General features: G+C 73.9%; 22 protein-coding genes. 11 read left to right on the plus strand and 11 right to left on the minus strand.

From position 1 onward, the window contains the following. Window positions 1–37 precede the first annotated feature (37 nt). Entirely contained in the window at window positions 38–1342 is a 1305-nt protein-coding gene (locus ACFV3E_RS11260) for an ABC transporter substrate-binding protein (RefSeq protein ID WP_500534426.1), read from the minus strand. Between the two features lie 471 nt (window positions 1343–1813). Between ACFV3E_RS11260 and ACFV3E_RS11265 the strand changes: the two genes are divergently transcribed. From ACFV3E_RS11265 to ACFV3E_RS11275, 3 genes are all read left to right on the plus strand, one after another. After that, on the plus strand, window positions 1814–2839 hold the full coding sequence (locus ACFV3E_RS11265; protein WP_500534427.1) for a MarR family transcriptional regulator: 1026 nt from the start codon (window positions 1814–1816) through the stop codon (window positions 2837–2839). 60 nt (window positions 2840–2899) lie between these two features. Next, complete coding sequence (locus ACFV3E_RS11270) at window positions 2900–3334, plus strand: roadblock/LC7 domain-containing protein (protein WP_500534428.1); 435 nt, start codon at window positions 2900–2902, stop codon at window positions 3332–3334. An 85-nt stretch (window positions 3335–3419) separates the two neighbouring features. After that, window positions 3420–3809, plus strand: coding sequence for a hypothetical protein (locus ACFV3E_RS11275; protein ID WP_500372619.1), 390 nt, complete (start codon window positions 3420–3422; stop codon window positions 3807–3809). A gap of 11 nt (window positions 3810–3820) precedes the next feature. Here ACFV3E_RS11275 and ACFV3E_RS11280 read toward each other — a convergent pair whose 3' ends face one another. The 4 genes from ACFV3E_RS11280 to ACFV3E_RS11295 all read right to left on the minus strand — a co-directional run bounded on the left by ACFV3E_RS11280 (window position 3821) and on the right by ACFV3E_RS11295 (window position 7555). Continuing rightward, a complete protein-coding gene (locus tag ACFV3E_RS11280) occupies window positions 3821–4870 on the minus strand; it encodes a LacI family DNA-binding transcriptional regulator (RefSeq protein ID WP_500534429.1) in 1050 nt (349 codons plus the stop codon). A gap of 127 nt (window positions 4871–4997) precedes the next feature. Continuing rightward, window positions 4998–5819, minus strand: coding sequence for a polysaccharide deacetylase family protein (locus ACFV3E_RS11285; protein WP_500534430.1), 822 nt, complete (start codon window positions 5817–5819; stop codon window positions 4998–5000). Between the two features lie 185 nt (window positions 5820–6004). Then, entirely contained in the window at window positions 6005–6487 is a 483-nt protein-coding gene (locus ACFV3E_RS11290) for a DUF456 domain-containing protein (RefSeq protein ID WP_499514684.1), read from the minus strand. 78 nt (window positions 6488–6565) lie between these two features. Continuing rightward, a complete protein-coding gene (locus ACFV3E_RS11295; RefSeq protein ID WP_500534431.1) occupies window positions 6566–7555 on the minus strand; it encodes a helix-turn-helix domain-containing protein in 990 nt (329 codons plus the stop codon). A gap of 224 nt (window positions 7556–7779) precedes the next feature. Between ACFV3E_RS11295 and ACFV3E_RS11300 the strand changes: the two genes are divergently transcribed. After that, a complete protein-coding gene (locus ACFV3E_RS11300; RefSeq protein WP_500534432.1) occupies window positions 7780–9207 on the plus strand; it encodes a protein phosphatase 2C domain-containing protein in 1428 nt (475 codons plus the stop codon). On the opposite strand, the gene ACFV3E_RS11305 is transcribed toward ACFV3E_RS11300, so the two are convergent. Further along, on the minus strand, window positions 9165–12347 hold the full coding sequence (locus tag ACFV3E_RS11305; RefSeq protein WP_500534433.1) for an alpha-mannosidase: 3183 nt from the start codon (window positions 12345–12347) through the stop codon (window positions 9165–9167). The two genes, ACFV3E_RS11300 and ACFV3E_RS11305, sit on opposite strands and share 43 nt — an antisense overlap. 90 nt (window positions 12348–12437) lie before the next feature. Here ACFV3E_RS11305 and ACFV3E_RS11310 point away from each other — a divergent pair, with 90 nt between their 5' ends. Beyond that, entirely contained in the window at window positions 12438–13853 is a 1416-nt protein-coding gene (locus ACFV3E_RS11310; RefSeq protein WP_500534434.1) for a glycoside hydrolase family 47 protein, read from the plus strand. Between the two features lie 37 nt (window positions 13854–13890). Here the strand turns inward: ACFV3E_RS11310 and ACFV3E_RS11315 are convergent, their stop codons facing one another. Next, complete coding sequence (locus tag ACFV3E_RS11315; protein WP_500534435.1) at window positions 13891–14385, minus strand: OsmC family protein; 495 nt, start codon at window positions 14383–14385, stop codon at window positions 13891–13893. Window positions 14386–14387: 2 nt separating this feature from the next. After that, the gene (locus tag ACFV3E_RS11320) at window positions 14388–15041 is read right to left on the minus strand and encodes a GntR family transcriptional regulator (protein ID WP_500534436.1); all 654 of its coding nucleotides are present in this window, start codon (window positions 15039–15041) and stop codon (window positions 14388–14390) included. 156 nt (window positions 15042–15197) lie between these two features. Between ACFV3E_RS11320 and ACFV3E_RS11325 the strand changes: the two genes are divergently transcribed. Then, window positions 15198–15647 carry an ATP-binding protein gene (locus tag ACFV3E_RS11325; protein ID WP_500365323.1) on the plus strand — a complete coding sequence of 150 codons (450 nt, stop codon included), beginning with the start codon at window positions 15198–15200 and terminating at the stop codon, window positions 15645–15647. A gap of 99 nt (window positions 15648–15746) precedes the next feature. Here the strand turns inward: ACFV3E_RS11325 and ACFV3E_RS11330 are convergent, their stop codons facing one another. Further along, complete coding sequence (locus ACFV3E_RS11330; RefSeq protein WP_500534437.1) at window positions 15747–16784, minus strand: DUF2637 domain-containing protein; 1038 nt, start codon at window positions 16782–16784, stop codon at window positions 15747–15749. A gap of 385 nt (window positions 16785–17169) precedes the next feature. Here ACFV3E_RS11330 and ACFV3E_RS11335 point away from each other — a divergent pair, with 385 nt between their 5' ends. Next, on the plus strand, window positions 17170–17982 hold the full coding sequence (locus ACFV3E_RS11335; RefSeq protein ID WP_500534438.1) for a GntR family transcriptional regulator: 813 nt from the start codon (window positions 17170–17172) through the stop codon (window positions 17980–17982). Window positions 17983–17985: 3 nt separating this feature from the next. Here ACFV3E_RS11335 and ACFV3E_RS11340 read toward each other — a convergent pair whose 3' ends face one another. Further along, window positions 17986–18753, minus strand: coding sequence for a hypothetical protein (locus ACFV3E_RS11340; RefSeq protein WP_500534457.1), 768 nt, complete (start codon window positions 18751–18753; stop codon window positions 17986–17988). Window positions 18754–19315: 562 nt separating this feature from the next. Next, the gene (locus tag ACFV3E_RS11345) at window positions 19316–20962 is read right to left on the minus strand and encodes a PucR family transcriptional regulator (RefSeq protein ID WP_500534439.1); all 1647 of its coding nucleotides are present in this window, start codon (window positions 20960–20962) and stop codon (window positions 19316–19318) included. Window positions 20963–21227: 265 nt separating this feature from the next. On the opposite strand from ACFV3E_RS11345, the gene ACFV3E_RS11350 reads away from it, so the two are divergent. From ACFV3E_RS11350 to ACFV3E_RS11365, 4 genes are all read left to right on the plus strand, one after another. Continuing rightward, window positions 21228–22115, plus strand: coding sequence for an FAD binding domain-containing protein (locus tag ACFV3E_RS11350; protein WP_500534440.1), 888 nt, complete (start codon window positions 21228–21230; stop codon window positions 22113–22115). Then, window positions 22106–22666, plus strand: coding sequence for a (2Fe-2S)-binding protein (locus ACFV3E_RS11355; protein WP_500534441.1), 561 nt, complete (start codon window positions 22106–22108; stop codon window positions 22664–22666). Before ACFV3E_RS11350 ends, ACFV3E_RS11355 begins: the two co-directional genes overlap by 10 nt. A 4-nt stretch (window positions 22667–22670) precedes the next feature. Beyond that, window positions 22671–25052: a xanthine dehydrogenase subunit D gene (gene pucD, locus ACFV3E_RS11360; protein WP_500534442.1), complete on the plus strand. Its 2382-nt coding sequence runs from the start codon at window positions 22671–22673 to the stop codon at window positions 25050–25052. 143 nt (window positions 25053–25195) lie between these two features. Further along, window positions 25196–26659 (plus strand): NCS2 family permease, encoded by a 1464-nt coding sequence (locus ACFV3E_RS11365; RefSeq protein WP_500534443.1) that lies wholly within the window; start codon window positions 25196–25198, stop codon window positions 26657–26659. The last annotated feature ends 5 nt before the right edge of the window (window positions 26660–26664 follow it).

Raw genomic sequence — 26664 nt, forward strand, 5'->3', positions numbered from 1 at the left:
TCGGTCCGCCGCGCCCGGCGCCGGCGGGGCGGGGCCGTCAGCCGACGGCGTTCTCGACGCCCTTCCTGGCGTGGCTCCACGCCGTCGTCGAGTCCGTGCCCTTGCGTTCGACCTCGCCGAGCGCGTTGGTGATCTGCTGGTTGACGTCGCCGTCGTGCACGCCGAGCACCTGCACCGGGGAGGCCTCGGCGGCGGCGCCGAAGATCTGCCCGATGGGCGCATCGCTGAAGTACGGGTCGGTGACGTCCTTGACGGACTCGATCGCCCCGACGTTGGAGGGGAAGCTGCCCTGCTTCTTGAAGAGCTTGGCCTGCTGTTCCGCGGCCGTCAGCCACTTGACCAGCGCGAAGGCGTCCTTGGCGTGCGCGGAGCCCTTGGGGATGGCGAGGTACGACCCGCCCCAGTTGCCCGCGGCGCCGCCCGGGAGCGGGGCGACGTCCCACTTGCCCTTGCCGGCGTCCCCGGCCTGGCCCTTGATGTAGCCCAGCATCCAGGCGGGGCAGCCGATGGTGGCGAAGGAGCCGCTGCTGAAGGCCTGGTTCCAGGCGGGGGTCCACTGGGCGAGTTTGGCGCTCAGCCCGTCCTGGGCGGCCTTCACGGACAGGTCCCAGGCCGAGGTGATGGCGGTGTTGTCGTCGTAGATCAGCTTGCCGGAGGCGTCGTAGTAACGTTCCTTCTCCTGGCCGACGATGACGGAGTAGAGGCTGCCGACGCTGTCGACCCAGGCGCTCTTGGCCCCGGCCTTGGCCTTGTACTGCTCGCCGAGCTCCAGGTAGCCGTCCCACGTGGACCACTTCTGCGCCAGTTCGGCCCGGTCGGTGGGCAGGCCGGCCTGCCGGAACAGGTCGGTGCGGTAGCAGATCGCCTCGGGGCCGACGTCGGTGCCGAGCCCCAGGGTGCGGCCGTCGGAGGTGGTGGCGGCGGCCCATTTGGCGGCGGAGAAGTCGTCCTTGAGGTCCTTGGCACCCAGGGCGCCCAGGTCCTCGAACTTGTCGGCCTGCTGCTGGGTGACCGACGCGATGCGGCCCACCTCGATGCCCTGGACGTCGGCGAGGCCGCCGCCGCCCGCGAGCCGGGTCTGCAGGGCCTTCCAGTAGTCGGCCTCGTTCTCGGTGCTGCTCTCCTTGACGGTGACGCCGGGGTGGAGCTTCTCGTACTCGTCGTACAGTCCGGCTTCCTTGTAGCCGAAGGTGCCGAACAGGTCGACGGTGATCGTGACCTTGCCGTCCTTGTCCGCGGACGTGCCGGTCGAACCGGATCCGCAGGCGGCGAGGAGCGCCCCGGCGAGCGCGACCGCCCCGAGTCGGAGGGTGGCGCGTCTGGCGGCTCGGGCGATGGGCATGGAAGCCTCCCATGGCTTCGGGACGGGTGAGAGGGCCCTTGTTCGCGATTCTTGAGAGCGCTCTCAAGCGATGCCCAGGAGAGTGCCGCCGCACCCGGTGATTCGTCAAGAGTCGAATGGATAACGGCCGGTGGGGCGCCCCCGGGCCCTGCGCGGCTCCACGTCCTGACGGCATCGCCGGCGTGGTGACCCTTCGCGAACCCCTCCGGGTGCCTCCGCTCGTTGGCGCGGAAACGGTCGTGGAACGGCACGGAATTGACATCTGTAGGGCTCAAATACTCGTCCTTGGCCATGTCGTGCGATGGCCGGAGGGGCGTGTCGGAGGGCTGCTAGAAATTACCCGCCGGCGTGATTGTTCGTGCATGAGTACGGCATTTCCGCGCCTCCCGTCCCTATGTCCGCGAGCCCGCCCGCCCGTATGCCCGAATAACCGCAGCAAGGGGAGCGATGACCTCGGCACCATCGGGTTCCGTGCCCGCCCGGAATGCCGCTCACGGTCTGCTCGGCCGCGCGCTGTCCAGGTGCCGCGACGAACGGGCGACCGGGGTGCTGCGCGTGCAGGGCAGCCCCGGCGGGGCCTTCCATCTGCTCGACGGCGCGGTCGTGGCCGTGGAGAGCCCCGGGGCGCCGGGGGTGGGCACCTTGCTGGTGCGCTCCGGGCGCATCGACGCCGACGAGTGGAACGCCGCCCACGACGCCGCCGGGACGGGGCTGTGGCCGGGCGCGCCGATCGCCGCCGGCGGGCGGCTGGGCACGGCCGAGTTCCAGGTGCTGCACATGATGGCCGTCCAGGACGCGGTCTTCGCCGTGCTGGCCGGACGTCTGGACAACTGCGCCTTCGACCCCGCCCCGCCGGGAGCGCCGCGCACCGTGCCGCCGCCCGGCCTGGGCAGCGGGGTGGAACCGGAGGAACTGCTGGTGGAGGCGGGTCGCCGGCTCGCCGCGCTGGCCACCCTGCCGCGATCGGTCTCGCCCGACCGCGACCGGGTCGCCGCCGTGGGGCCGCCCGCGTGGGCGGACGAGCCCCTGGCACCGGTGCGCCGCGAGATCCTCGGCTGCGCCAACGGACGGCGCAGCCCCCGGGACATCGCGTTCCTCATCGGCCGCGGGGTCTACACGATCACCGTGGAGGTCGCCCGGATGTGCGCCGAGGGCCTCGTCGAGACCGTTCCGGCCCCGCCGGCGCACCCGTTGCCGCCGCCCGCCCGGGCGCCGCTGCCCGACCCGTTCGCCACGACACCGGCGGAGCCGGCGGGCCCCGCCGCGCCGAGTCCTCCCGTCGCCCTCCCGGAGGGCGCTGCGGACCCGGGCCCGTACCCGCCCGTACCGGAGTGGGAGCCGGGGGACGTCCCCGTCGCGGCCCCCGTCGCCGAGGGGCTGCCCCGCCGTGAACCGGGCGCCAGCGGTATTCGCGAGGCACTCGACGCGAGCCGCCCGCAATCGGGCTGGAAAGGATTTCTCCGGCCGCGAGGACGGAGCCGGACCGATTCCCCGTGACCGAAATCCGCGGGGACCAACGGAACACCGACCGAAGGGAATTCAAGGAGGTGCACGTGCATGAATCATGACGCCCTGGTCGCCGAGATGCGCGCTTTGCGGGACCAGGTGGTCGGCGTCACCGACACGGCCGTGGCGGCCGTCGACGGCCTGCTGATCGCCGCCGACACCGAGGACGCCATCGACCCCAACGGGCTCGCCGCGCTGGCCGCCGCCAGCCTCGGGCTCGCCCGGCGGATCGCCATGGCGGCCCTGCGCGGCCCGCTCCGCAGGACCGTGACCTGCAGCAGCGGCGGCTACACCGCCGTCTACGCGGTCGGCGAGACCGCGCTCCTGGTCGTCGTGGGCGACGAGGGCATGAACGTCCCCCAGCTCCACGTCGAGGCCAGGTCCGCCGTCGAGCGCATCGGCGCGATCCTGCCGGCACCCGGTCCCGGACCGGGCGCCGTGCCCGCGCCGGCGTCCGCGCACGACCCCGAGGGAGTCCTCGGATGACGACCCAAGCCTCAGTGAAGACCGCAGAAGGAGTGCTGTGAGCACCACCGGAAAACGCCCGCACGGCAACCTGTCCGACCAGGTCATGGCCCTGGTGAAGAACCTGCGCCAGGAGGTCCCCGACTGTCTCGCCGCCGGTGTGGTCGACATGTCGACCGGCATGCTGCTGTCCGTCGACACCGTCGACAGCCATCCGCCGGAGGTCCTGGACCTGCTCGCCGCGGCGACCCTCGACCTCTTCCAGGGGCGCACGGTGGTGATGATCGAGGACGTCTTCAAGGAGCGTCGCGGGGTCACCAGTGACGCGCACTACTTCCAGGAGATCCTCGTCAACAGCGACAACCTGACCCACCTGTTCATGCGGAACAACCTGAACGAGGACGTCGTCGCCGTGGTCGTCTGCCGCCGTTCGGTCAACGTGGGCATGCTCTTCGCCCAGGCCCGCCGTGTGGTCAAGGAGCACAGCACACTCTGAGGCCCGGCCGGTCAGGCGCTGGCGCGCCGCACCAGCCGGGTCGGGGTGACGAGCGAGGACAGCGGACGGCCGCCGCTGTCCTCCTCCGTCCGCCGCTCCAGGCCCCGGACGAGCAGCCTGACCATCAACCGGCCCATCTCCTCGATCTCCTGACGGACCGTCGTCAGCGGGGGGTCGGCCAGCTCCGCCACCGAGACCATGTCGTCGAAGCCGACCACCGCGACGTCCTCCGGCACCCGCCGGCCCCGCTCGCGCAGCACCCGCACCGCACCGCAGGCCATCAGGTCGGAGGCGACGAAGACGGCGTCGACGTCCGGCGCCCGGTCCAGCAGCACGGCCATGGCACGCGCCCCGCCCGCCTCGGAGAAGTCACCCTCCACGATCAGCCGCGGGTCGGCGTCCATCAGGATGTCGTGGTAGCCGTCGAGCCGGTCCACCGACGCGGTCTGGTCCAGCGGCCCGGTGACGGTCGCGATGCGTTCCCGCCCCAGCGAGACCAGGTGGCGCACCGCCTCGCGGGCGCCGCCGCGGTTGTCCGAGTCCACGTAGAGCACGCTGCGGTCCCCCTCCGCCCCCGGCCAGCCGGGGCGCCCGCCGAAGACGGTGGGCAGCGCGATCCGGCGGATGATGCCGGGCAGCGGGTCCTCGGCGTGCAGCGAGAAGACCAGCGCGCCGTCCACGTGCCCGCCGGCCAGGTAGCGCCCCACCCGGTCGTAGTCGGCCGTGCCCTCCACCAGCAGCAGGACGAGCTGCGAGTCGTGCACCGCCAGCTCACGGCTGATGCCGAGCAGCTGCTGTGCGAAGAAGGGGTCCGCGAAGACCCGGCTCTCCGGCTCCGCGACGATGACGGCGACCGCCCCGGTGCGCCGGGTGACCAGCGAGCGGGCGGCCTGGTTGGGCACGTAGCCCAGCTCCTCGACGGCCTTGCGGACCTTGTCCACCAGTGCCTCGCGCACGCCGGTCCCGCCGTTCACGACCCGGGAGGCGGTGGCCCGGGAGACCCCGGCCCGTTCGGCGACGGCTTCGAGCGTCGGGCGCGCTCCGGAGATCTGGTCGGACAAGGGGTGCTCCTCTCGGGACGGGAACAGCGTAGTCCCTCCAGGAAGCGCGGAGAGAGCGCTCTCCCCGCAGCTCGCGGGCCGTTTCTGAGAGCGCTCTCTCGCCTGTTCCCGGCCGCCCGCCCGGCGGTCAGCGCACCGGGAAGCCGAAGGTGCGGCCCTGCTGCTTCAGCCAGGGCAGGATCTCCCGCAGCGCCTCGACGGTCTGGCCGCGGTCCCCGCCCGCGTCGTGGAACAGCAGCGTCGGCCCGTTGGAGATCTCGTTCTTGACGGTGGACACCAGCGCGGCGGTGCCCGGCTGCTTGAAGTCCTCGGAGTCGACGTTCCAGCCCAGCGGGCGCATGCCGCGGGAGGCCGCCAGCTGGCGGCTGTACGGGGTGAACGCGCCGCCCGGAGCCCGGTAGTACAGCGGCCTGACGCCCCCCGAGGCCTGGGTGATCATGCGCTCGGCGTCCAGGATCTCCTTCGCCTGGTACGCGCGCGGCTTGCCGTTCATCGTCGTGTCGTGCGTGACGGAGTGGTCGCACAGCCGGTGCCCGGCGGCCACCACCGCCTTGACCAGGTCGGGGTGGGCCCGGGCCTGCGGGCCCACCATGCAGAAGGTCGCCTTCACGCCGTTGTCCTGCAGCACCTGGAGGATCTGCGGGGTCCACTGCGGGTCGGGCCCGTCGTCGATGGTGATGTTGACACCCCGGGCGCCCTTGTCGGAGGCGTGGGCGATGTCCATGTTCACCACGGGGACGGGCAGTTCGGCGTCCGGCACGGAGGTCTGCCCGGGTATGGGCCGGGGCTTGGCGGAGGCGGAGGGCTTCGCCGGACGTACCGCCGCCTGCGGCCCGTCGGGGGTACCGGCCTGGGCGGTCCACACCGACGCCAGCGCGGCCACCCCCGCCACGCCCAGTGCCGCCGCCAGCACCCGGCCGTTCGTCCCGCGCATCCCGCTCCACCCCATGTCCGCCCCGCTCCTCGTGTCCGGTGTCCCGTACCTGCACACGGGAGGACGGGGGAGGGGCACCGGGGGATCCGGCTGTTACGGAGCCCTGACAATTCCGCCGGAGAACGGCGACGGAGCGGCCCGAACGGCCGCCGCCCACCCGCTGCTTGCGCGCGGCCGGGCACCGGCGGGCACCGTGGGACCTACGAGGTGACGACGGCCCCCAGCCACGCCCCGGCGACCAGCAGGCACGCGAAGAGCTCGACCAGCAGCGCCGTTCCTGCGGCCCGCATGGCCGTACGGGTGGAGGACCAGGCTGCGCCGTGGCTGCCGAGCCGCATCCGCTCGCCGCCGTAGAGGGACAGCGTGAAACCGGCCGGCGCCCCCACCACCGGCAGCAGGAAGAAGCCCGCGACGGCCCACAGCCCGGCGACGAGGAAGGCCCGCCGGGGGACCCCCGCGTCCCGCACCGACCGGGTGGGCAGCAGCAGTTGGACGGCCTGGTTGAGCAGCAGCACACCGGTGGCCGCCGCCAGGACGCCCCAGGACACCGTGGTGTGCAGATGGGTCGCCCACCACAGGACCGCGGCCCAGCACATCAGCGGGCCCGGCGCGCCCGGTACGAGCACGCCCCACAGTCCGGACAGCATGACGGCACCGATCAGGCACAGCTGTCCGGTCCCCATGGGCCCAGCGTGCCCGAAGCCGGGCCCCGGCGCCCCCTGGTTTTCCGGCCTCGTCGGCGCGCCCCAAGTCCCCGCGCCTCAGCCGGGGGTGCGCTCCACCCAGCCCCGCTCGTACGCGTGCCAGCCCAGCTGCAGCCGGGTCGACACCTCGGCGAGTTCCATCAGCCGCTTCACCCGGCGCTGCACCGTCCGCAGCCCCAGTTCGAGCTGCTTGGCGACGCTGGCGTCGGTGAGCCCGGCCAGCAGCAGCGACAGGATCTGCAGGTCGACGGCGTCGGGCGCGTCCGGGGACTCCTCCCGCAGGGCGCCGCCGGTGTCCAGGCGGATCGGCAGGGCCTCGCGCCAGACGTTCTCGAAGAGGGCCATCAGCGAGTCCAGCAGCCCGCTGCCGTGGACGACCAGCGCCGCCGGGCCGGCCGCGTCCCGGGCCATGGGCACCATCGCCAGCGAACGGTCGGCCAGCACCAGCTTGGTGGGGACCCGGTCCACCACCCGCACCTGCTCCTCGCGGCCGAGCGCCGCCGTCAGTTCTGCGATGCCGTTGGGACCGCTGATGACCTCGCGCTCGATGACCACGCGGAAGGTCACCCCGCGTTCCACGGCGCGTTCCTCGGCGGTGTTCTCCATCCCCGACACCACCATCGGGGTGCCCGTCACCAGGGCGCAGACCTCCTTCTCCGCGCCCAATTGGAGCTGGTTGAAGCGGTGTGCCACCGCGCTCGCCCCGGTCACCACCTCCACCAGGTCGTGCGCCGACGGCTCCGCGGCCTCGCCCCGGTACTCCTGTGCCAGCACGGCGGCCGTGAGCTCGGCCTGTTCCAGATGGTGCCGCTGCTGGGTGAGCAGGGCGCCGAGCGCCACCGTGGGCGGGGCGGCCACCCAGCGGCCGGGCCGGGCGGAGGATTGTGCGACCAGCCCCTGCCGCTCCAGCAGGCGCAGTATCCTGGCCGCCTCGTCCTCGGGCATGCCGAGCCGGTGCGAGAGGTCGACGACCTCGGCGGCTCCCAGCCCCACGAGGGCGCGGTACGCCGCCTCCTGGGCATCGTCCAGCCCTATGGCACCGAGCACGGGCACCCCTTCCGGATCCGAGGAACGCAACACGCGGGCATGGCGGAAATGAGCCATGGCGTAATCCCGCCGCCCGCCATCATCCCTGCTCGAACCCCTGTCCTGGCAAGGTGTCCCTACTGGATCGTCCGACGTGCGGCCCGAGGAGGGAGCCGGCCGCCCGTCGGACCATTCGCGTGTCCGAACCCTGTTTCGCCGCGGGCCCGCCGGTGGACAATAGGGGCATGAGCCAGCAGGGGGAGACGGACCGCCGCCAAGAGGACGAGTGGTGGCGGCAGTTGTACGGGCAGCCCGACCCCGCGGGCCGGGAGCCCGACGACACGCTCGACGACCGCTACAGCTCGGCGCTCTCCGCGCTCGGCGAGGAATCGGACGGCGAGGAGGCGGACGGGGAGGAACCGGACGGCGGCGGCACGGCGCCGTGGCGGACCGCCCCGCAGGACACGGCCGCGCCGGCCGCGCCCGGTGACACCTGGTACGTGGGCACCGATGCGGGCACGGCCCCCGGCAGCGGTGCGGCAGGAGACACCGGCGGCGGCGCCGCGGACGACGCCGGCCCGCCCGACACCCTGCGACTGCGCCGCCCCGCCGCGCCCCCGGCCACCGCCGCCCCGCGCCCCTGGCAGTACCAGGGCCCGCCCCACCCCCAGGCGCTGCCCGAACCGGCCCCGGAGCCGCCCGGACTGCCCCCGGGCTGGGCCCCCGCCGAACCCGCCCCGGATCCCGCGCGGTCCGCGGCGCCCCCGGCACCCACCGCCCCGGCCGGCCTGCCGGAGCCCACCCTCGCGCAGGTGCCGTACGTCGGCGACGGCCCGCCCACGTACGACCCCGAGCCGACCGCCTGGCCGGCGGCCGATCCGGACGACCTCGACGACCTCGTCCCGGACACGGAGCTCGACGGCGCCCGCTACGGCCTGCTGACGATCCGTACGGCCTCGGTGCGCGGCGACTCCGCGCGCTACCGGGGCGAGCCGCGCCGCGACGCGGTCCTGACCGCCCGCTTCGGCAGCGGCGACGACGCCCTGCTGCTGATCGCCGCCGCCACCGGCCCGCGTACCTCGGACACCGCCCACCGCGCGGCCCGCGACGCCTGCACCTGGATGGCGGCGGCGGTGGGCCGCAGCCAGGCCCGGCTCGGCGAGGACATCCGCGCCTCCCGCCGGGGCTCCCTGAAGTCCGGCCTGCACCGGCTCACCGACCGCTGCTACGGACGGCTGCGCGCCCGCGGCGAGGACCTGGGCCTGGACCCGGCCGAGTACAGCGCCACCCTCCGCTGCCTGCTGCTGCCCGCCGACCCCGACTGCCGCATCCGCCTCTTCTTCGGCGTCGGCGACGGCGGGCTCTACCGCATCCGCGGCGGGGAGTGGCAGGACCTCGACCCCTGGCGGCCCGACGAGCGTGCCGAGACCGAGGACAGCCCGGCCGTACGCTTCCGCTTCCGCGCCTCCGTGGCCCGTTCCGGCGACACCCTGCTGCTGTGCAGTGGCGGACTGGCCGGGCCGCTGCGCGGCGAGCCCGCCCTCGTCGCCCGCCTGACACAGCGGTGGGGTGCCGCCGAGCCCCCCGGCCTGCCGGCCTTCCTCGGCGACACCCAGACCCGGGTCAAGGGCTACACGGACGACCGTACGGCGGTCGCCGTCTGGGACGCCTGACGCGGCCCCGGAGTGAGCCGCAGCGTCAGGATCTGGAACGGGCGGAGCGCGACGGCGACCGCGTCGCCCTCGCGTTCGGCGTCCTCCAGCGGCCGCTCCAGCAGGTCGGTGACCCGGGCGCGCGCGAGCGGGAAGCCCGTGGTGAGCGCACCCGAGGCGCGGTCGCCCCGCGACTCGTACAGGCGCACCACCACGTCGCCGGAGCGGTCGTCGGCGAGCTTGACCGACTCCACGGTGATGCCGGGGTGACCGACCCGCAGCAGCGGCTGCAGCGGCGGCAGTGAATCCGCCCGCCGCAGCGGCAGGTTGAGCGCGAGCCCCGCCGCGACCGCGTCGCCCACCGCCGCTCCGGGCAGCAGGGCGTAGGTGAAGCGGTGCGTGCCCTGGTCGGTGTGCGGATCGGGGCTGTGCGGGGCGCGCAGCAGGGTGAGCCGGACAGTGGTGTCGGTGCCGGAACGGCCCGCGTCGTGGCCGTAGGTGGAGTCGTTGAGCAGCGCCACCCCGTAGCCGGGCTCGCCGACGTGCAGCCAGCGGTGGGCGCAGATCTCGAACCGGGCCGCGTCCCAGCCGGTGTTGGCGTGGGTGGGGCGGTGCACGTGCCCGAACTGGATCTCGGCGGTGGAGCGCTCGGCGAGCACGTCGAGCGGGAAGGACGCCTTCAGCACCTTCTCCGACTCGTGCCAGTCGGCCTCGGTGAGCACGTCCAGCCGGCGGCTGCCGGCGGTCAGCCGCAGCTCCTGGACGACCCGGCTGCCGCCGAAGACCCGTACGACCCGGACGGCGGCCCGCAGCGGGCCCTCCTCGACGAGCTCGACGGACTCCGCCGACGTCAGGTCGGTGTGCTTGCGCCGGTAGTGGCGGTCGATGTCCCAGGCGTCCCACTTGGTGGGGTGGTCGGGGTGCAGCTGCAGCAGGTTGCCGCGCGCCCCCGGCGCCAGCACCTCCCGGCCGGCGGTCAGGTCGCGGACGGAGGCCAGCAGCCCGTCCGCGTCGACGGCGACCCGCAGCAGGCCGTTGCCGAGCACGAGCAGCCCGCCCTCCCGCACCGCGCGCACCGGGTCCGCGGCAGCGGCGCCCGCGCGGTCCAGGGCGGCCGCCGTACCCAGCGCCGGGACGCTCGCGGCCACCACCGCCCCGCCGTCCGCCAGGGGCTGCGCCCCGCTGCCCTCCGGCAGGGCGGCCACCGCCGCGGCGTCCAGCTCGACGACCTCCTCCCGCGCGTACGGCGAGGCGTTGAGCAGGGCGGGGGAGCCCTGGGACCCGTCGCCGCCCAGCGCCCGCACCGCCCCCGCGATCAGGTCCTCCAGCTCCTGCCGCACCGCCGCGTAGGTGTCGCGCGCCTCGCGGTGCACCCAGGCGATGGAGCTGCCCGGCAGGATGTCGTGGAACTGGTGCAGCAGCACCGTCTTCCAGATCCGGTCCAGCTCCTCGTACGGGTAGGCGTACGAGGACGGGGCGCCCAGCGCGGCCGCCGTGCACCACAACTCGGCCTCGCGCAGCAGGTGCTCGCTGCGCCGGTTGCCCTGCTTGGTCCTGGCCTGCGTGGTGTACGTCGCGCGGTGCAGCTCCAGGTAGAGCTCCCCGGACCACACCGGGGCCAGGTCGCCGTACTCGGCCTCGGCCGCCGTGAAGAAGGCGGCGGGCTTCTCGATCTCGACCCGGGGCGCCCCCTCCAGGGAACGCAGCCGGCGCGCCTTCTCCAGCATCTCCCGGGTGGGGCCGCCGCCGCCGTCGCCCCAGCCGAACGGCACCAGGGAGCGGGTGGCGCGCCCCTTCTCGGCGAAGTTGCGCACCGCGTGGGCCAGTTCGCGGCCCGCGAGCTGCGAGTTGTAGGTGTCGACGGGCGGGAAGTGGGTGAAGACGCGCGTGCCGTCGATGCCCTCCCACCAGAAGGTGTGGTGCGGCATCTTGTTGGACTGGTTCCAGGACAGCTTCTGGGTGAGGAACCAGCGGACCCCCGCGAGCTTCGCGAGCTGCGGGAAGGCGGCGGTGTAGCCGAAGGTGTCCGGCAGCCAGATCTCCTCGGTCTCCACGCCCAGTTCGTCCAGGAAGAAGCGCTTGCCGTGCACGAGCTGCCGAGCCAGCGCCTCGCCGCCGGGCATGTTGGCGTCGGACTCGACCCACATGGAGCCGACGGGCGCCCAGTTGCCGTTCCCGACGGCCTGCTGGATGCGCTGCCACACCACCGGCTGGTGCTCCTTCACCCAGGCGTACTGCTGGGCCTGCGAGCAGGAGAAGACCAGCTCGGGGTAGTCGCGGGCGAGCGCGGTGACGTTGGCGAAGGTGCGGGAGGCCTTGCGGACGGTCTCCCGCAGCGGCCACAGCCACGCCGAGTCGATGTGGGCGTGGCCGGTCGCCGAGACGCGGTGCGCGCTGGCGTGCGCGGGCCGGGACAGCGCCCCGGCCAGTTCGTGCCGGGCGTCCGCGGCGGTGCCGTGCACGTCGTGCAGGTCGAGCGCGTCCAGGGCGTCCTCCAGCGAGCGCAGGATCTCGTGGCGGCGCGGATCGTGGAAGTCCAGCTCGTGCATCAGTCCCTCGAGGACCTCGACGTCCAGGACGAGGTGCCAGACGTCCTCGTCCAGGACGGCCAGTTCGGCGGTGTCGAAGCGGTAGAGCGGCTCGGACCCCGCGGTCAGCACGTCGCCGAGCGGGGTCGGACGCCAGTCGCGGAGCACGGCGGGGTTGGCCGCGGCCTCCAGCAGCAGGCTCACCCGTTCGCCCCCGGCGGCCGGAGCGGCCACCGGGACATGGCGGTTGAGCGGGTGGACGCCCTTGATCGGCACCCCCTCGGCGTCGTACACCATCCCCTCTGCCACGAAGCCCGGGCCGTCGTTCCCGAACCCCGGGTCGATCACGGCCTCGACCCGGCGGCCCGCCCAGGCCGCCGGCACCGTGCCCTCCAGCCGGAACCAGCTGGTCGACCACGGCGGCCCCCAGGGCGTGCCCACGGAGAACGGTTCGAACGCCCCGTCCGACGAGGCCTTCAGCGCCTCACCGACCGGCACGGGCCCTCCTGTCCCGTCCTCCACATGCCACACCGACATGCCCAGCGGCACCCGGTCGGCGTAGCGGGCGGGCCGCACGAACTGGTTCATGGCCCTGGTCAGACGGCCCTCGACCAGCAGACGGTCGTCGTGCATCTCAGCTCCTCGGGTCGGCTCACCGGATGGATTCCCCGTCAATGCGGTGGTGTCCCGTAACGCCCGGAAGGCGGACGGGGTTTTCGGGGCATGAGAAAAATCGCGCGTCCCGGCGGGCTCTCCCGGCGCAGACTGCTCGGTGCCGCCGCACGGCTCGCCCCCCTCGCCGCCGTCCCCTCCGTGCCCCTGCCCGGGACGGCGGCGGCCGCTACCGACCCGTACGCGGCGCTCGCCCGCGCGTCCGTCACCGAGTTCCGCAGCGCCTGGGACGCCTACCGCAGACTCGCATGGGGACGCGACGAGTTGCGGCCGCTCGCCGGCGCCGGCTCGGACTTCTTCATCCCGGGCAGCACCCTCGGCCTGACGATCGTCGAGGCGCTGGACACCCTCTACCTGATGGAGCTGGACGAGGAGCTGGACGCCGGCGTCCAGTGGGTGCGCGACGACCTCGCGCTCGGCCAGGACGCCCCCGTGCAGGTCTTCGAGACGATCATCCGCCTGGTGGGCGGACTGCTCTCGGGGCACCTGGCCACCAAGGAACCGGTCCTGCTCGACCGGGCCCGGGAACTCGCGGACCGGTTGCTGCCCGCCTTCACCCGGTCGCCCACCGGGGCCCCCTACCGCTATGTGAACCTGGCCACCGGTGCGGTCTCCGGCAAGGAGAACTACCTCGCCGAGATCGGCACCTGCATCACCGAGTTCGGCGAGCTGTCCCGGCTCACCGGCGACCGGAAGTACTACGACGCCGCGAAGAAGGCCCTGCGCGCCGTCTACGACCGCCGCTCACGGCTGAACCTGCTCGGCACCGGCATGAACGTCGAGACCGGCGCGTGGACCGGCACCACCGCCACCCTCGACCCGCCCGTCGACTCCTTCTACGAGTACCTCTGGGACGGCTGGGAGCTGTACCGCGACGAGGAACTGCGCACCTGGTACACCACCCTCACCGCTGCCGTCCTCGAGCACCTGACCGAGCGCCGCTCGGGACGGCTCTGGTTCCGCCAGGCCGACATGCGCACGGGCGCCGGCACCGGGCACGCGCAGTCCGAACTGACCGCCTTCTACGCCGGACTGCTCGCCCAGAGCGGCCGCGTCGCGGAGGGCGAGGCCTACCACGACAGCTGGGCCGCCACCCTGCGCTCCTTCCGCCTGCCGCCCGAGAGCCTCGACTACCACGGCATGAGCGCCCTGGACGCCTCCTACCCGCTGCGTCCGGAGTACGTGGACTCCTGCCTCTTCCTGTGGCTCGCCACCGGCAAGGAGCTCTACCGGCATCGGGCCGCCGAGATGTTCCGGCGGCAGAGGCAGTACTGCAGGGTGGCCAACGGGTACACCGTGGTACGTGACGTGACCGCCCGCCCCATGAAGCTGGGCGACCTGACCCCGGCCTACTGGTTCAGCGAGAACGCCAAGTACTACTACCTGCTGTTCGCCCGGGCGCGCCGCTTCGACTACCGCTCCCACTACCTCACCACCGAGGGCAACGTCCTGCGCGGACTGCGCTGACTGGGCCGACCCGGGCGCCGGACGGGGCGGCGGGCGGTCAGCCGCCCGCCGTGACCGTCACCTCCGCCTCGTGGTCCACGGGGAAGGCCACGGAGTTGGCGATGAAGCACAGCCGGTGGGCGTCCGCGTGCAGTGTGACGGCGGCGTCCACCATGGCGGCGGAGGCCACTTCCACCCGGGGCCGCAGCAGGGCCCGCGTGAAGTGGCCGCCGCCGTCGGCGGTCTCCTCCATCGTGCCCTCCGCCCGGTCGGTGTAGGAGGTGACCACCACTCCGGCGACGGTGCACACGTGCAGGTACGACAGCATGTGGCACTGCGACAGCGCGGCCAGCAGCAGCTGTTCGGGGTTCCAGCGCGCCGGGTCGCCGCGGAAGGCGGGGTCGGAGCTGCCGGGTATCGGCGGTACGGGCAGACCGGGCGCGGCGATCTCGTGCTCCCGGCCGTACCCGCGGTACGTGCCGGTGCCCGCGCCCCGGTTCCCCGTCCAGACGACCTCGGTGGTGTACGTGTGGCGCTTGCTGATGTCGGGCACGGCTAACGCTCCTCCTCCGCCCCGTCCCGCTCGTAGGCGGCACAGGTGTCCATGACGTGCTCACGGGCGGCCGCGTGGGCCTCCCCGGCGTGGCCGGCGGCGATCGCGGCGAGCAGCCGGCGGTGCTGCGCGGCGACCTGACCGGGGCGCTGCGGTGCGGCCAGCGACCGTCGTGTGGAGACCTGGATCTGGTCCCACAGCCGCTCCAGCGACCCGGCGGCCACCGGGTTCGCCGACAGGGCGGCGATCCGGGCGTGGAAGCGCCGGTTGTACCGGACGGCCTCGACCAGCCGGCCCGCGGCCGTGGCCTCCTCCGCGTCCGCCGCGAGCCGCTCCAGCGCGGTCAGTTCGGCGGGCGCTATCTCCCCGCGCCGCTGCCGCTCCGCGGCCAGCTCCGCCGTCAGGCCTTCCAGCGCGCCCCGCACCTGATACGCCTGACGCAGCGCCTCCGGCCCCATGTCGACCACGCTCACCCCGCGCCCCGCCGAGCGCACCAGCCCGTCGGCGACCAGCGCCCGGAACGCCTCCCGCACCGGCGTACGGCTCATGGCCAGCACCGCCGCGGCCTCGAGCTCGGTCAGGCGCTGGCCGGGCGCGTACACCCCGTCCAGGATCAGTTCCCGCAGCCGCGTGCGCGCGGCGTCCGTCTGCTGCACCCCACCACTGTATCCACTGTATGCATTGCATGCAATGCATACAGTGGATACAGGAGCGCTCCGTCCTCGGACCATGACTGGACGTGGTCACGGCGGGGCATGCATTGCGCGTAGATGTTCGAACCCGAAAGGGCGTCAGCGGCCGGAGCGGAGCCGATGGAGCGTCAGCCTGTCCAGCCGGGCGGCAGGGAGGCCGGGGGGCCCGTCGAGGCGCGCCGGCTGCACCGGCCTGTCCAGCACGCCGACCTGCCGGCCGTCGCCGACGTCCGCAGGCTGCTGCGTGAGGCGTTACGGAGCTGGGGCGTGCCCGCCCTCGCCGACACCGCCGAACTCCTCACCACCGAACTCGTCACGAACGCCCTCCGCCACACCGACCGCGGCGCCGTCCTCACCGTGACGCTGCTGCCCGGGGCCGACCACCGCCTGCGCGTCGAGGTCCGTGACTTCACGACCCGTCACCCGCGCTTGCGCGCCCCCTCCGACCGTCGCACCTCCGGCCGCGGACTGCTGCTCGTCCAGTCGCTCGCCGACGCCTGGGGGGTGCGCCCCGACGGGGACGGCACCGGGAAGATCGTCTGGTTCGAACTCGACGCCGGGGCCTGCTGACCGGCAGCCGGCCGCGCCGATGCCCCCGGACGCGCCGCTGCCCCGGCCGGAGGTCCGGGCCGGGGCAGCGAACTGATGAGACGTCACAGATGTGTGGGATCAGCCGTACTGGCGCTCCAGGTCGGCGAGCTTGCGCTCCAGCGAGTCCAGCTTGGGGAGCGCCATGGTGTCGTCCTCGGCGGTGAGGTCGATCGTCGCACTGGCGACCTCCTCACGGACGGGCGAGAGGGCGGGCCGGGAGCGCGAGGGAAGTTCGGCCTTCTCCGGTTCTATGGCAGGCTCCGCGCCGGCCTGGGCACCCGCCGCGGCCGAGGAGGGCAGTTCGTACTTGCTGCCGCCGCGGTTCCAGATCCGGTGCTGCCGGTTGATCGCCTTGATGCGGGCGCGCTCCAGACGCTCGTGCTCGCGGCGGCGCAGGGCCTCCTGCTCCTTGCGGGCGCGGTCGTCGCGGACCTCCTCGACGGCTTCGTCCAGGGTGCGGACGTTCTCGAGCAGCATCAGCGACCAGGCGCCGTACGTCTCGCGGGGCGCGCGCAGCCAGCGGACCATGCGGATCTGCGGCAGCGGCCGCGGGATCAGCCCCTGCTCGCGCAGGGCGGCCCGGCGGGTCTGCTTGAGGGCGCGGTCGAAGAGCACGGCCGCGGAGAGCGACATGCCCGCGAAGAACTCCGGGGCGCCGGCGTGGCCGCCGCCGCGGGGCGCGTGCACCCAGTTGAACCAGGCCGCCGCACCCGCGAACAGCCACACCAGCAGGCGCGAGCCCAGCGCCGCGTCACCGTGGCTCGCCTCCCGCACGGCGAGCACCGAGCAGAACATGGCCGCGCCGTCGAGCCCGAAGGGCACCAGGTACTCCCAGCCGCCGGAGAGGCCGAGGTTCTGCTGGCCGAAGCCGACCAGGCCGTGGAAGGACAGCGCCGCTGCGACCGAGGCGCACCCGAACAGCAGGACGTAGGAGGCCGTGCCGTACAGGGCTTCCTTCTTGCGGCGCCGCTCCTCCGAGCGCTCCCAGGAATCGGCCTGACCCGTCTCCTCCTTGCGGGCCTTGCGGTTGCGCAGGAACACCGCCGCGGCGGCGAGGACCGCCAGACCTACGGCGCACGGGAGCGCCCAGTCCAGCGTTGTGTCCGTAAGTCTCATCGAGCGATTCCTTGCGTCGCAGTACCGTCGCGCTCGGGGCGCGAGACGGCGTCCGCGCGCCATCCTGGCGAACGCCTTGGGCGCGCGATGCGGTTTCAGGGCAAGAGAACGCCAACGGAGGGGTGGCGTGGGACGAGATCGTCAGAATACTCGAACTGGGGAGCGGGTTTGGTTCAGTTGATCGAGTTGAAACCTGTGACCTGACGGGTCATCGGATGACATGGGCGAAAGATCCACATGAGATGTGGCAGGCCCCGGACGATCTTGCCGGGGAGAGCCGTCGCCCAGGGGGCTCGAAGCCGGTCGCGGAGCGTGTTGCAATAGACGGCGGCGCACGTTCCCCATGGGAGTGCGCCAGCGCACACGACTGTCCTAAGGAGCCCCTGTGGAGTACGCCCCCCGCGCCGTGCGGCGCCCCGCGGCGCCCGCCGCGGCGGCCCCCGGGCTGCAGCCCGGCCACGACGAACGTGTCCGGGGTGCCCACCCGCACGCCGAGCCCGGCACCGAGGCCGTCCCGGACCGCGCCGGAGGGCTCCCCCGGCCGCGCCGGCTGCCCGAGCGGCACACCGTGCGGGACCAGGTCCTGCGTGCCCTGCGCGGCGCCCTGCTCACCGGCGAGCTGCGCCCGGGGGCCGTGTACTCCGCGCCCGCGCTCGCCGAGCGCTTCGGGGTCTCCGCCACCCCGGTGCGCGAGGCGATGCAGCTGCTGGCCCGCGAGGGCGCGGTGGAGGCCATGCCGAACAAGGGCTTCCGGGTCGCCGAGCGCAGCAGCCGGGACCTCGCCGACCTCGCCGAGGTGCGCGCGCTCCTGGAGGTCCCCGTCGTGCTGCGGCTGGCCCGCACGCTCCCCGCGTCCCGCTGGGAGCAGCTGCGCCCGCTCGCCGAGGCCACGGTGGCCGCCGCGGCCCTGGGCGACCGCGCCGCCTACGCCGAGGCGGACCGCGCCTTCCACCGCGCCCTGCTGGAGCTCTCCGGCAATCGGCAGCTCGTCGCCGTCGCCGACGAGCTGCACCGCAGGTCGCAGTGGCCGGTCACCGAGGACCACGGCCACGCCCGCCCCGGGGCCGCCCCCGTGCGCGGCATCAGCGCCCGGTTGATCGCCGACGCCACGCAGCACGCGGCGCTGCTGGAGGCGCTGGTCTCCGGTGACCTGACCACCGTCGAGTCACTGGTGCGCGCGCACTTCTCCGGGGCGTGACGCTCAGCCGGCGTCCACGTCCAGCTCCCCGGCCAGCCACACGGGCACCCCGCCCAGCATCCGGAACAGCCGCGCCGCCTCGGCGCGCAGCCGCCGCGCCTCGGGGTCCGGCTCCACCCCGGCCAGCGCGGTCAGGGCCGGCGCGACCCCGACGGCGTGGCCGAGCTCCACACGGATCCGCAGCGACTCGGTGAAGCCGTGGCGCGCTTCGGCGAGGTCGCCGTCGCGGGCCGCCAGCCCGGCCAGGTGCCGCCAGGTGTACGAGGTCAGCAGCACGTCGTCGTGGGCCACCGCCCCCGCGTGCGCCCGGCGGTACGCCGCCTTCGCCGCGTCCGGGTCGTCGCCCAGGTTCTCCGCGATCAGGCCGCGCCGGAAGTCCAGCAGCGGCCGCCCCGCAGCACCGGGTGCCAGCAGCGCGGCGCTGCGCATCAGGGCGGCCCGCGCCTCGTCGGCCCGGTCGCGGATCCCGAAGAGCGTCGCCACATACGCGAGGTTGCCGCGTTCGCAGGCGGCCTCGCCGCGCTCGTCGTCCGTACGGGCCAGGGCCTCCGCCGAGCGCAGGGCGTCCTCGGCCTCCGCCCAGCCGTCCAGGGTGAACATGCAGCGCTCGATCAGCAGTGCCGCCCGCCGTGTCGCCGCCGCCGGCAACCGCTCCGCATGGGGCGCGAGCAACTGTGCGGCCTCCGCCCAGCACCCGCGGCCCCGCAGCCGCGACACGTCGGGCGGCGCACCGCCGCCCGGCCCCGTCGGTCCCACCTCTGCGTCCGACATGGCGGTGTCCGCCACTTGCCCTCCCCGAAGCGCGTCATCGAGCCGGTTGGGCCGAAGTCCAGCACGACACCGGGTGCCACGCCAAGAGGGCGGACGCCGCGTGATCGATTTCCTGCCCGCCGCTCCGCCCCCTTCGCCCGCAACCGCGGCGCAACTTCCGCGCATCCGCGCCGCATCCGGTGGGGCGCACGGTGTTCACCGGCCCCGCAGGGGCGCACGTCCGATGAGGTCCGGGAGGGACGCATCGTGCGGACGAGCCATGCCCGTGCCGCCGCCGGTGCCGCTGTCACCGCGCTGTGCCCGGGAGGGCCGGTGGCACCGACCGCGGCGCACGCGGACTCCTCCCATGACGCCCGCAGCCAAGTGGAGGACCGATGCCGCCCGGTGCCCGACCGACGTGGCGGTCCGCCGGGCGCTGGACCGCAACGACACGACCGGGGGTGAGGACGGCGAGGTCGGGCGCTGCACCTGGCTCGATCTCGCCATCCCGAACCCCCGGTGCGAGACCGGGAGGTGCCCGGCGCCGCGGCGCACGGCCCTCACCGCACCCCGGAGGCCGCCGTCAGCTCATCCGGAGGGCCAGGAAGAAGTCGAGCTTGTCCTCCAGACGCGACAGGTCGCGCCCCGTCAGTTGCTCGATCCTGCCGATGCGGTAGCGCAGAGTGTTGACGTGCAGATGCAGCCGGTTCGCACAGCGCGTCCAGGAGCCGTCGCACTCGAGGAAGGCCTCGAGCGTGGGGATGAGCTCCGCGCGGTGCCGCCGGTCGTAGGCGCGCAGCGGGTCGAGCAGCCGGGCGGTGAAGGCACGGCGGACGTCGTCGGGGACGAAGGGCAGCAGCAGGACGTGCGAGGCCAGCTCCTCGTGGCCGGCGACGCAGACCCGGCCCGGGCGGGCCGCGGCGACGCGGCGGGCGTGGCGGGCCTCCTCCAGGGCGCCGCGCAGCCCGTCGGCGGAGTGGACGGTGGCGCTGACGCCGATGGTGAGCCGTCCGTCGCCGTCGAGGCCCCGGGTGAGGGGCCCGCGCAGAACGGAGAGCAGCCCCTGGGCGGACAGTTCGGGGGCGGCGCCGTCGGACTCGAGCGACGACAGGGGGACCAGGGCCATCGCCTCCTCGCCCGCGTGGGCGACGGCGATGCGGTCGGCCGGGTCGGGGCCCACCGCGCCCGGGTCGACCAGGGCCTCCTCCAGCAGGGCCTGGGCGACCGGACCGGCGGCCGGCCCGCCACCCGCCCAGTCGACGCGGGCGACGACGACCTGCCAGTGCGGCGCGGTGCCGAGCCCCGGCACCAGTACGGGCGCGGCCACGCGCAGCCGCGCGGCGATCTCGCCCGGCGGCGCGCCGGTCTGCACCAGGTCCATCACCTCCGCGGCGAGGCGGCGGCGCACGGTGCGCGAGGCGTCCCGCCGGTCGCGCTCGACGGCGATGAGCTGGGTGACGCCGTCCAGCAGGTCCAGGCGTTCGGCCGGCCAGTCGCCCGTGTCGGCGTCGACCGCCAGGAACCAGTCCGAGAGCAGGGTGCCGCGTATGTCGTCGGCCGGGTCGCCGCTGCGGATGGGGAAGAGCGAGTAGTGGCGGCCCGCGGTGTAGGCGCGGTGCGGCGTGGGGCGGTCCGTCCGGGCGGCGGCCAGGTGCTCGCCGGCGAGTTCGGCCCGTACGCCGGCGGGCAGCGGGTGGTCGGAGCCGGCGATCTGGCGGCCGGTCGTGGACAGCACCCAGGCGCGCAGGTCGAGGTCGCTGCCGAGCAGGTCCAGGACGGCGTCGGGCCCGCCGCCCTCGGGCCCGGAGGTCATCAGCCGGCGGTGCCGTTCCACCACGGCGGCCAGGTCCCCGGCCCGCTCGGTGGACACCTGGCGCACCACGTGCTCGGTGATGGAGGCGAAGGCGACGTCCTCGTCGACCGCGAACAGCGGCAGCCGGTGCCGGGCGCAGGCCAGCACCAGGTCGTCCGGGACCGAGCCCAGTTCGGCCTCGCCGGCCGCGAGACCGGCGACACCGGCCGCGGCGAGGATCCGCACGAAGCGCTCGGAGTCGTCCGGCGCGCGGCGCCACGCCAGGCCGGTCAGCACCAGCTCGCCGCCGGAGAGGTAGCGGCTGGGGTCCTTCAGGTCGGTGGTCATCACGCCACGGACCGTGCGGTCCAGCTCCTCCTCACCGCCGAGCAGCCGCAGGCCGAGGGCATCGGTGTCCAGCAGTGCGCGCAGCCGCATCGTCGTCGCCTTGTCTCGAACGCTTCCGTCTCTGAGGCGGTACCAGGGTGGCGCCCACTCGATTGCATCGGTGTTGCCGTGTCGATGCCGACAGGTTTCAGGTCCGCGTCTTTCGGAGGAATCTACAAGACCAGCTTACCGACCAGCGAAGTGCTTCATGCGTTCGGTGACTGCACCCGGCACGGTGCCCGGACGTGTACTGGGTCACACAGCGTGAACAGGACATGAAAAGCCATCCCGTCCCCCGACGAAGAAGAGAGCGCTCATGGACTTCCTGCGTCCCGCGACCTGGGAGGAGGCCCTCGCCGCCAAGGCGGAGCACCCCACGGCCGTACCCATCGCGGGTGGCACCGACGTGATGGTCGAGATCAACTTCGACCACCGCCGGCCCGATGTCCTGCTGGACCTCACCTGCGTCCGCGACCTGTACGAGTGGGAGGTGGGGGAGGAGACCGTACGGCTGGGCGCCGCGGTCCCCTACACCCGCGTCATCGAGGCCCTGGGCAGGGAACTGCCCGGCCTCGCGCTCGCCGCCCGCACCGTGGGCTCGCCGCAGATCCGCAACCGGGGCAGCGTCGGCGGCAACCTCGGCGCCGCCTCCCCGGCCGGGGACGCGCACCCTCCGCTGCTCGCCGCCGGTGCCGAGGTGGAGGCGGTGTCCGTACGCGGCACCCGGCTCATCCCGGTCGAGGAGTTCTACACCGGGGTGAAGCGCAACGCCCTCGCCCCGGACGAGCTGATCCGCGCCGTGCACATCGCCAAGGCCGACGGCCCCCAGCAGTTCTCCAAGGTCGGTACCCGCAACGCCATGGTCATCGCGGTCTGCGCCTTCGGCCTGGCCCTGCACCCGGCCACCCGCACGGTGCGCACGGGCATCGGCTCGGCCGCGCCCACGCCGGTCCGCGCCACCACCGCCGAACAGTTCCTGACCGCGGCGCTGGAGGAGGAGGGCCTGTGGGACAGCGCGGGGACCGTCCCGCCGTCCGTGGCCCGCCAGTTCGCGGAGCTGGTCGCGGCCTGCGCCAGTCCCATCGACGACGTACGCGGCAGCGCCGCCTACCGTCGCCACGCACTGCAGGTCATGGCCCGCCGCACCCTCGGCTGGACCTGGGACGAGTACCGCGGCAACGAGAGGAGCGCCCGATGCGCGTGACCTTCACCGTCAACGGGCGGCGCCAGGACGCCGACGACGTGTGGGAGGGCGAGAGCCTGCTGTACGTCCTGCGCGAGCGCATGGGCCTGCCCGGCTCCAAGAACGCCTGCGAGCAGGGCGAATGCGGCTCCTGCACGGTCCGGCTGGACGGAGTGCCGGTGTGCGCGTGCCTGGTCGCCGCCGGCCAGGTGCAGGGCCGCGAGGTCGTGACCGTCGAGGGCCTGGCGGACTTCGCCAAGGAGCGCGACACGGGCGGGGCGGGCCCCGGCACCGACCCGGGCGCCGCACTGCAGTGGCAGGCGCGTCCCGCCGGCCCGGCCACGCAGCTGTCGCCGGTCCAGCAGGCCTTCATCGACGCAGGGGCCGTCCAGTGCGGCTTCTGCACCCCCGGGCTGCTGGTCGCCGCCGACGAACTGCTGGAGCGCAACGCCCAGCCCACCGACGGCGACATCCGCGAGGCGCTCTCCGGCAACCTGTGCCGCTGCACCGGCTACGAGAAGATCCTCGACGCGGTCCGCCTCGCGGCCGCCCGCACGGGGACGGAGGCCTGACGCCATGGGCGTGACCCGCACCCCCACCCCCACCACCCAGGGCAGCGAGACCCGCGGCGGCATCGGCGAGTCCACCCTGCGCCCCGACGGCGTCCTCAAGACCACCGGGGAGTTCGCCTACGCCTCCGACCTGTGGCACGAGGACATGCTCTGGGGCCACACGCTGCGCAGCCCGCACGCCCACGCCGAGATCGTCTCCCTGGACGTCTCGCAGGCGCTGGCGCAGGCCGGTGTGCACGCCGTGCTCACCTACGACGACCTGCCGACCGACGTGCGGCACTACGGGCTGGAGATCCAGGACACCCCCGTCCTCGCCCACGGCCGGGTCCGCCACCACGGCGAACCGGTGGCGCTGGTCGCCGCCGACCACCCGGAGACCGCACGCCGTGCCGCCGCGAAGATCCGGGTCACGTACCGGGAACTGCCCGTCGTCGTCGACGAGGCGACCGCCACCGCCCCGGAAGCGCCGCTGCTCCACGAGGGCCGCACCGACCACCACAGCGGCCACGTCCCGCACCCCAACATCGTGCACCGCCAGCCGATCGTCCGCGGCGACGCCGACGCGGCCGCCCGGCGGGCCGACGTGGTCGTCACCGGCGACTACGAGGTCGGCATGCAGGACCAGGCCTTCCTCGGCCCCGAGTCGGGCCTCGCCGTCCCCGCCGAGGACGGCGGCGTCGACCTCTACATCGCCACCCAGTGGCTGCACGCCGACCTGCGCCAGATCGCCCCCGTCCTGGGCCTGCCCGAGGAGAAGGTCCGCATGACGCTCTCCGGCGTCGGCGGCGCCTTCGGCGGCCGCGAGGACCTGTCGATGCAGATCCACGCCTGCCTGCTGGCGCTGCGCACCGGCAGGCCCGTCAAGATGGTCTACAACCGCTTCGAGTCCTTCTTCGGGCACGTCCACCGGCACCCCGCCAAGCTGCACTACGAGCACGGCGCCACCCGCGACGGGAAGATCACCCACATGCGGTGCCGCATCGTGCTGGACGGCGGCGCCTACGCCTCCTCCTCCCCGGCGGTCGTCGGCAACGCCTCCTCCCTCAGCGCCGGCCCGTACGTCATCGACGACGTCGACATCGAGGCGCTCGCGCTCTACACCAACAACCCGCCCTGCGGCGCCATGCGCGGCTTCGGGGCGGTCCAGGCCTGCTTCGCCTACGAGGCGCAGATGGACAAGCTCGCCGCCGCGCTCGACATGGACCCGGTGGAGTTCCGGCGGCTCAACGCCATGTCCCAGGGCGGCACGCTGCCCACCGGGCAGGTCGTCGACTCCCCGGCGCCCGTCGCCGAACTGCTGCGCCGCGTCAAGGCGATGCCGATGCCGCCCGAGCGGGAGTGGGAGAGCGCCGGCGGCGCCGTGGACGTCCGCGCGCTGCCCGGCGGGCTGTCCAACACCACCCACGGTGAGGGCGTCGTCCGCGGTGTCGGCTACGCCGTGGGCATCAAGAACGTCGGCTTCTCCGAGGGCTTCGACGACTACTCCACCGCCCGCGTCCGCCTGGAGGTGATCGCCGGCGAGCCGGTGGCCACCGTCCACACCGCGATGGCCGAGGTCGGCCAGGGCGGCGTCACCGTCCACGCCCAGATCGCCCGCACCGAACTCGGCGTCACCCAGGTCACCATCAACCCCGCCGACACCCAGGTCGGTTCGGCCGGTTCCACCTCCGCCTCCCGGCAGACGTACGTCACCGGCGGCGCGGTGAAGCACACCTGCGAGGCGGTGCGCGAACGCGTCCTGGAGATGGGCCGCGCCAGGCTCGGCACCCATCACCCCGCCTGGGCCACCGCCGAACTCCTCCTGGAGGGCGGCAAGGTCGTCACCGACGCCGGCGAGGTGCTGGCGGAGCTCGCCGAGGTCCTCGGCGACGAGGCGATCGACATCGAACGGGAGTGGCGGCACCGCCCCACCGAGCCCTTCGACCTGCGCACCGGCCAGGGCCGCGGGCACGTCCAGTACTCCTTCGCCGCGCACCGCGCGGTCGTGGAGGTCGACACCGAACTCGGCCTGGTCAAGGTCGTCGAACTCGCCTGCGCCCAGGACGTCGGCAAGGCGCTCAACCCGCTGTCGGTCGTCGGCCAGATCCAGGGCGGCACGACCCAGGGCCTGGGCCTGGCCGTCATGGAGGAGATCCTCGTCTCCGACAAGGCCACGGTGCGCAACCCGTCCTTCACCGACTACCTGATCCCCACCATCCTCGACACGCCGCCCATCCCGGTCGACGTCCTCGAACTCGCCGACGACCACGCCCCGTACGGGCTGCGCGGCGTCGGCGAGGCCCCGACCCTGTCCTCCACCCCGGCCGTCGTCGCCGCCATCCGCGCGGCGACCGGTCTCGCCCTGGCCCGCGTACCGGTCCGGCCGGAGCACCTGACCGGTACGTGAGACAGGCCCGCCCGGCGCCGTCCGGCGCCGGGCGGTCGCCGCACCACTCTCGGGCCGTCCCCCGGGTCGTGCTGCGGACCATCCCAAATCCCGTACGGCGCAGGCCGTCCGGGTGTCCCTGTGAACCTTGGGAGTGGCACCGCATGACCCAGTCGACCCCGTCAGCCCTGCACGCAACCGCCCCGGACGGCCCCGGCGCACAGCCGCGCCCGCCGGCCGGACGCGGCCGGCTCGACCGGTACTTCCACATATCCGCACGCGGCTCGACCGTCGCCCGCGAGCTCCGCGGAGGTCTGACGACCTTCATGGCGATGGCGTACATCCTGCTGCTCAACCCGCTGCTGCTGTCCGGGCCCGACGTGGACGGGCACCGGCTCGGCCAGACCGGGCTGATCACGGCGACCGCGCTGGCCGCCGCCGTCTCCACCCTCCTCATGGGCCTCGTCGGCAAGGTGCCGCTCGCCCTCGCCGCGGGGCTGTCCGTCTCCGGGGTGCTCGCCACGCAGGTCGCCCCGCACATGACCTGGCCCCAGGCGATGGGGATGTGCGTGCTGTACGGCGTGGTGATCGTGGCCCTGGTGGTCTCCGGTCTGCGGGAGGTCATCATGAACGCGATCCCGCTGCCGCTCAAGCACGGGATCACCATCGGCATCGGCCTGTTCATCGCCCTCATCGGGCTGGTCAACGCCGGGTTCGTGGGCCGGGGCGAGGACAGCCCGCTCACCCTGGGCGCCGGCGGGCAGCTGGCAGGCTGGCCGGTGCTGATCTTCTGCGTCACCCTGCTGCTGATCTTCATGCTCCAGGCGCGCGGAACCCCCGGTGCCCTCCTCATCGGCATCGTCACCGGCACGCTCCTCGCCGTGGCCGTCCACACGGCCGGCGGCACCGACGCGAAGGCGTGGGGACTGACCGTCCCCGAACTGCCCGGCCACGTGGTCTCCGCGCCCGACTTCGGGCTGTTCGGGCAGGTCGAGTTCGGCGGGTGGCAGCACATCGGGGCCCTGAGCGTCGGCATGATCGTCTTCACGCTCGTGCTGGCCGGCTTCTTCGACGCGATGGCCACCATCATCGGCGTCGGCACGGAGGCGGAGCTCGCCGACGACCAGGGACGCATGCCGGGGCTCGGCAAGGCCCTGTTCATCGACGGCGCGGGCGGCGCGATCGGCGGGTTCTCCGGGGCCTCCGGGCAGACCGTCTTCATCGAGTCCGCGACCGGCGTCGGCGAGGGCGCCCGTACGGGCCTGTCCTCCGTGGTCACCGGCGTGCTCTTCGCCGCCGGGCTGTTCTTCACCCCGCTGGCGCAGATCGTCCCCGGCCAGGTGGCCGCGGCGGCCCTGGTGGTGATCGGCGCCATGATGATGGGCAACGCCCGGCACGTGGACTGGGGCGACCGCTCGGTGGCCGTGCCCGTCTTCCTCACCGTGGCCCTGATGCCCTTCACCTACTCCATCACCGCCGGGGTCGGCGCCGGAGTCATCGCGTACACCGCGATCAAGTCGGCCCAGGGCAGGTTCCGTGAGCCCGGGGTCCTCATGTGGGTGCTCACGGCCGTCTTCGTCGTCTACTTCGCCCTGCACCCTCTCGAGGGCCGGCTCGGCGTCAGCTAGAAGGA

The sequence above is a fragment of the Streptomyces sp. NPDC059718 genome (assembly GCF_042733315.1).
GTDB lineage: Bacteria > Actinomycetota > Actinomycetes > Streptomycetales > Streptomycetaceae > Actinacidiphila.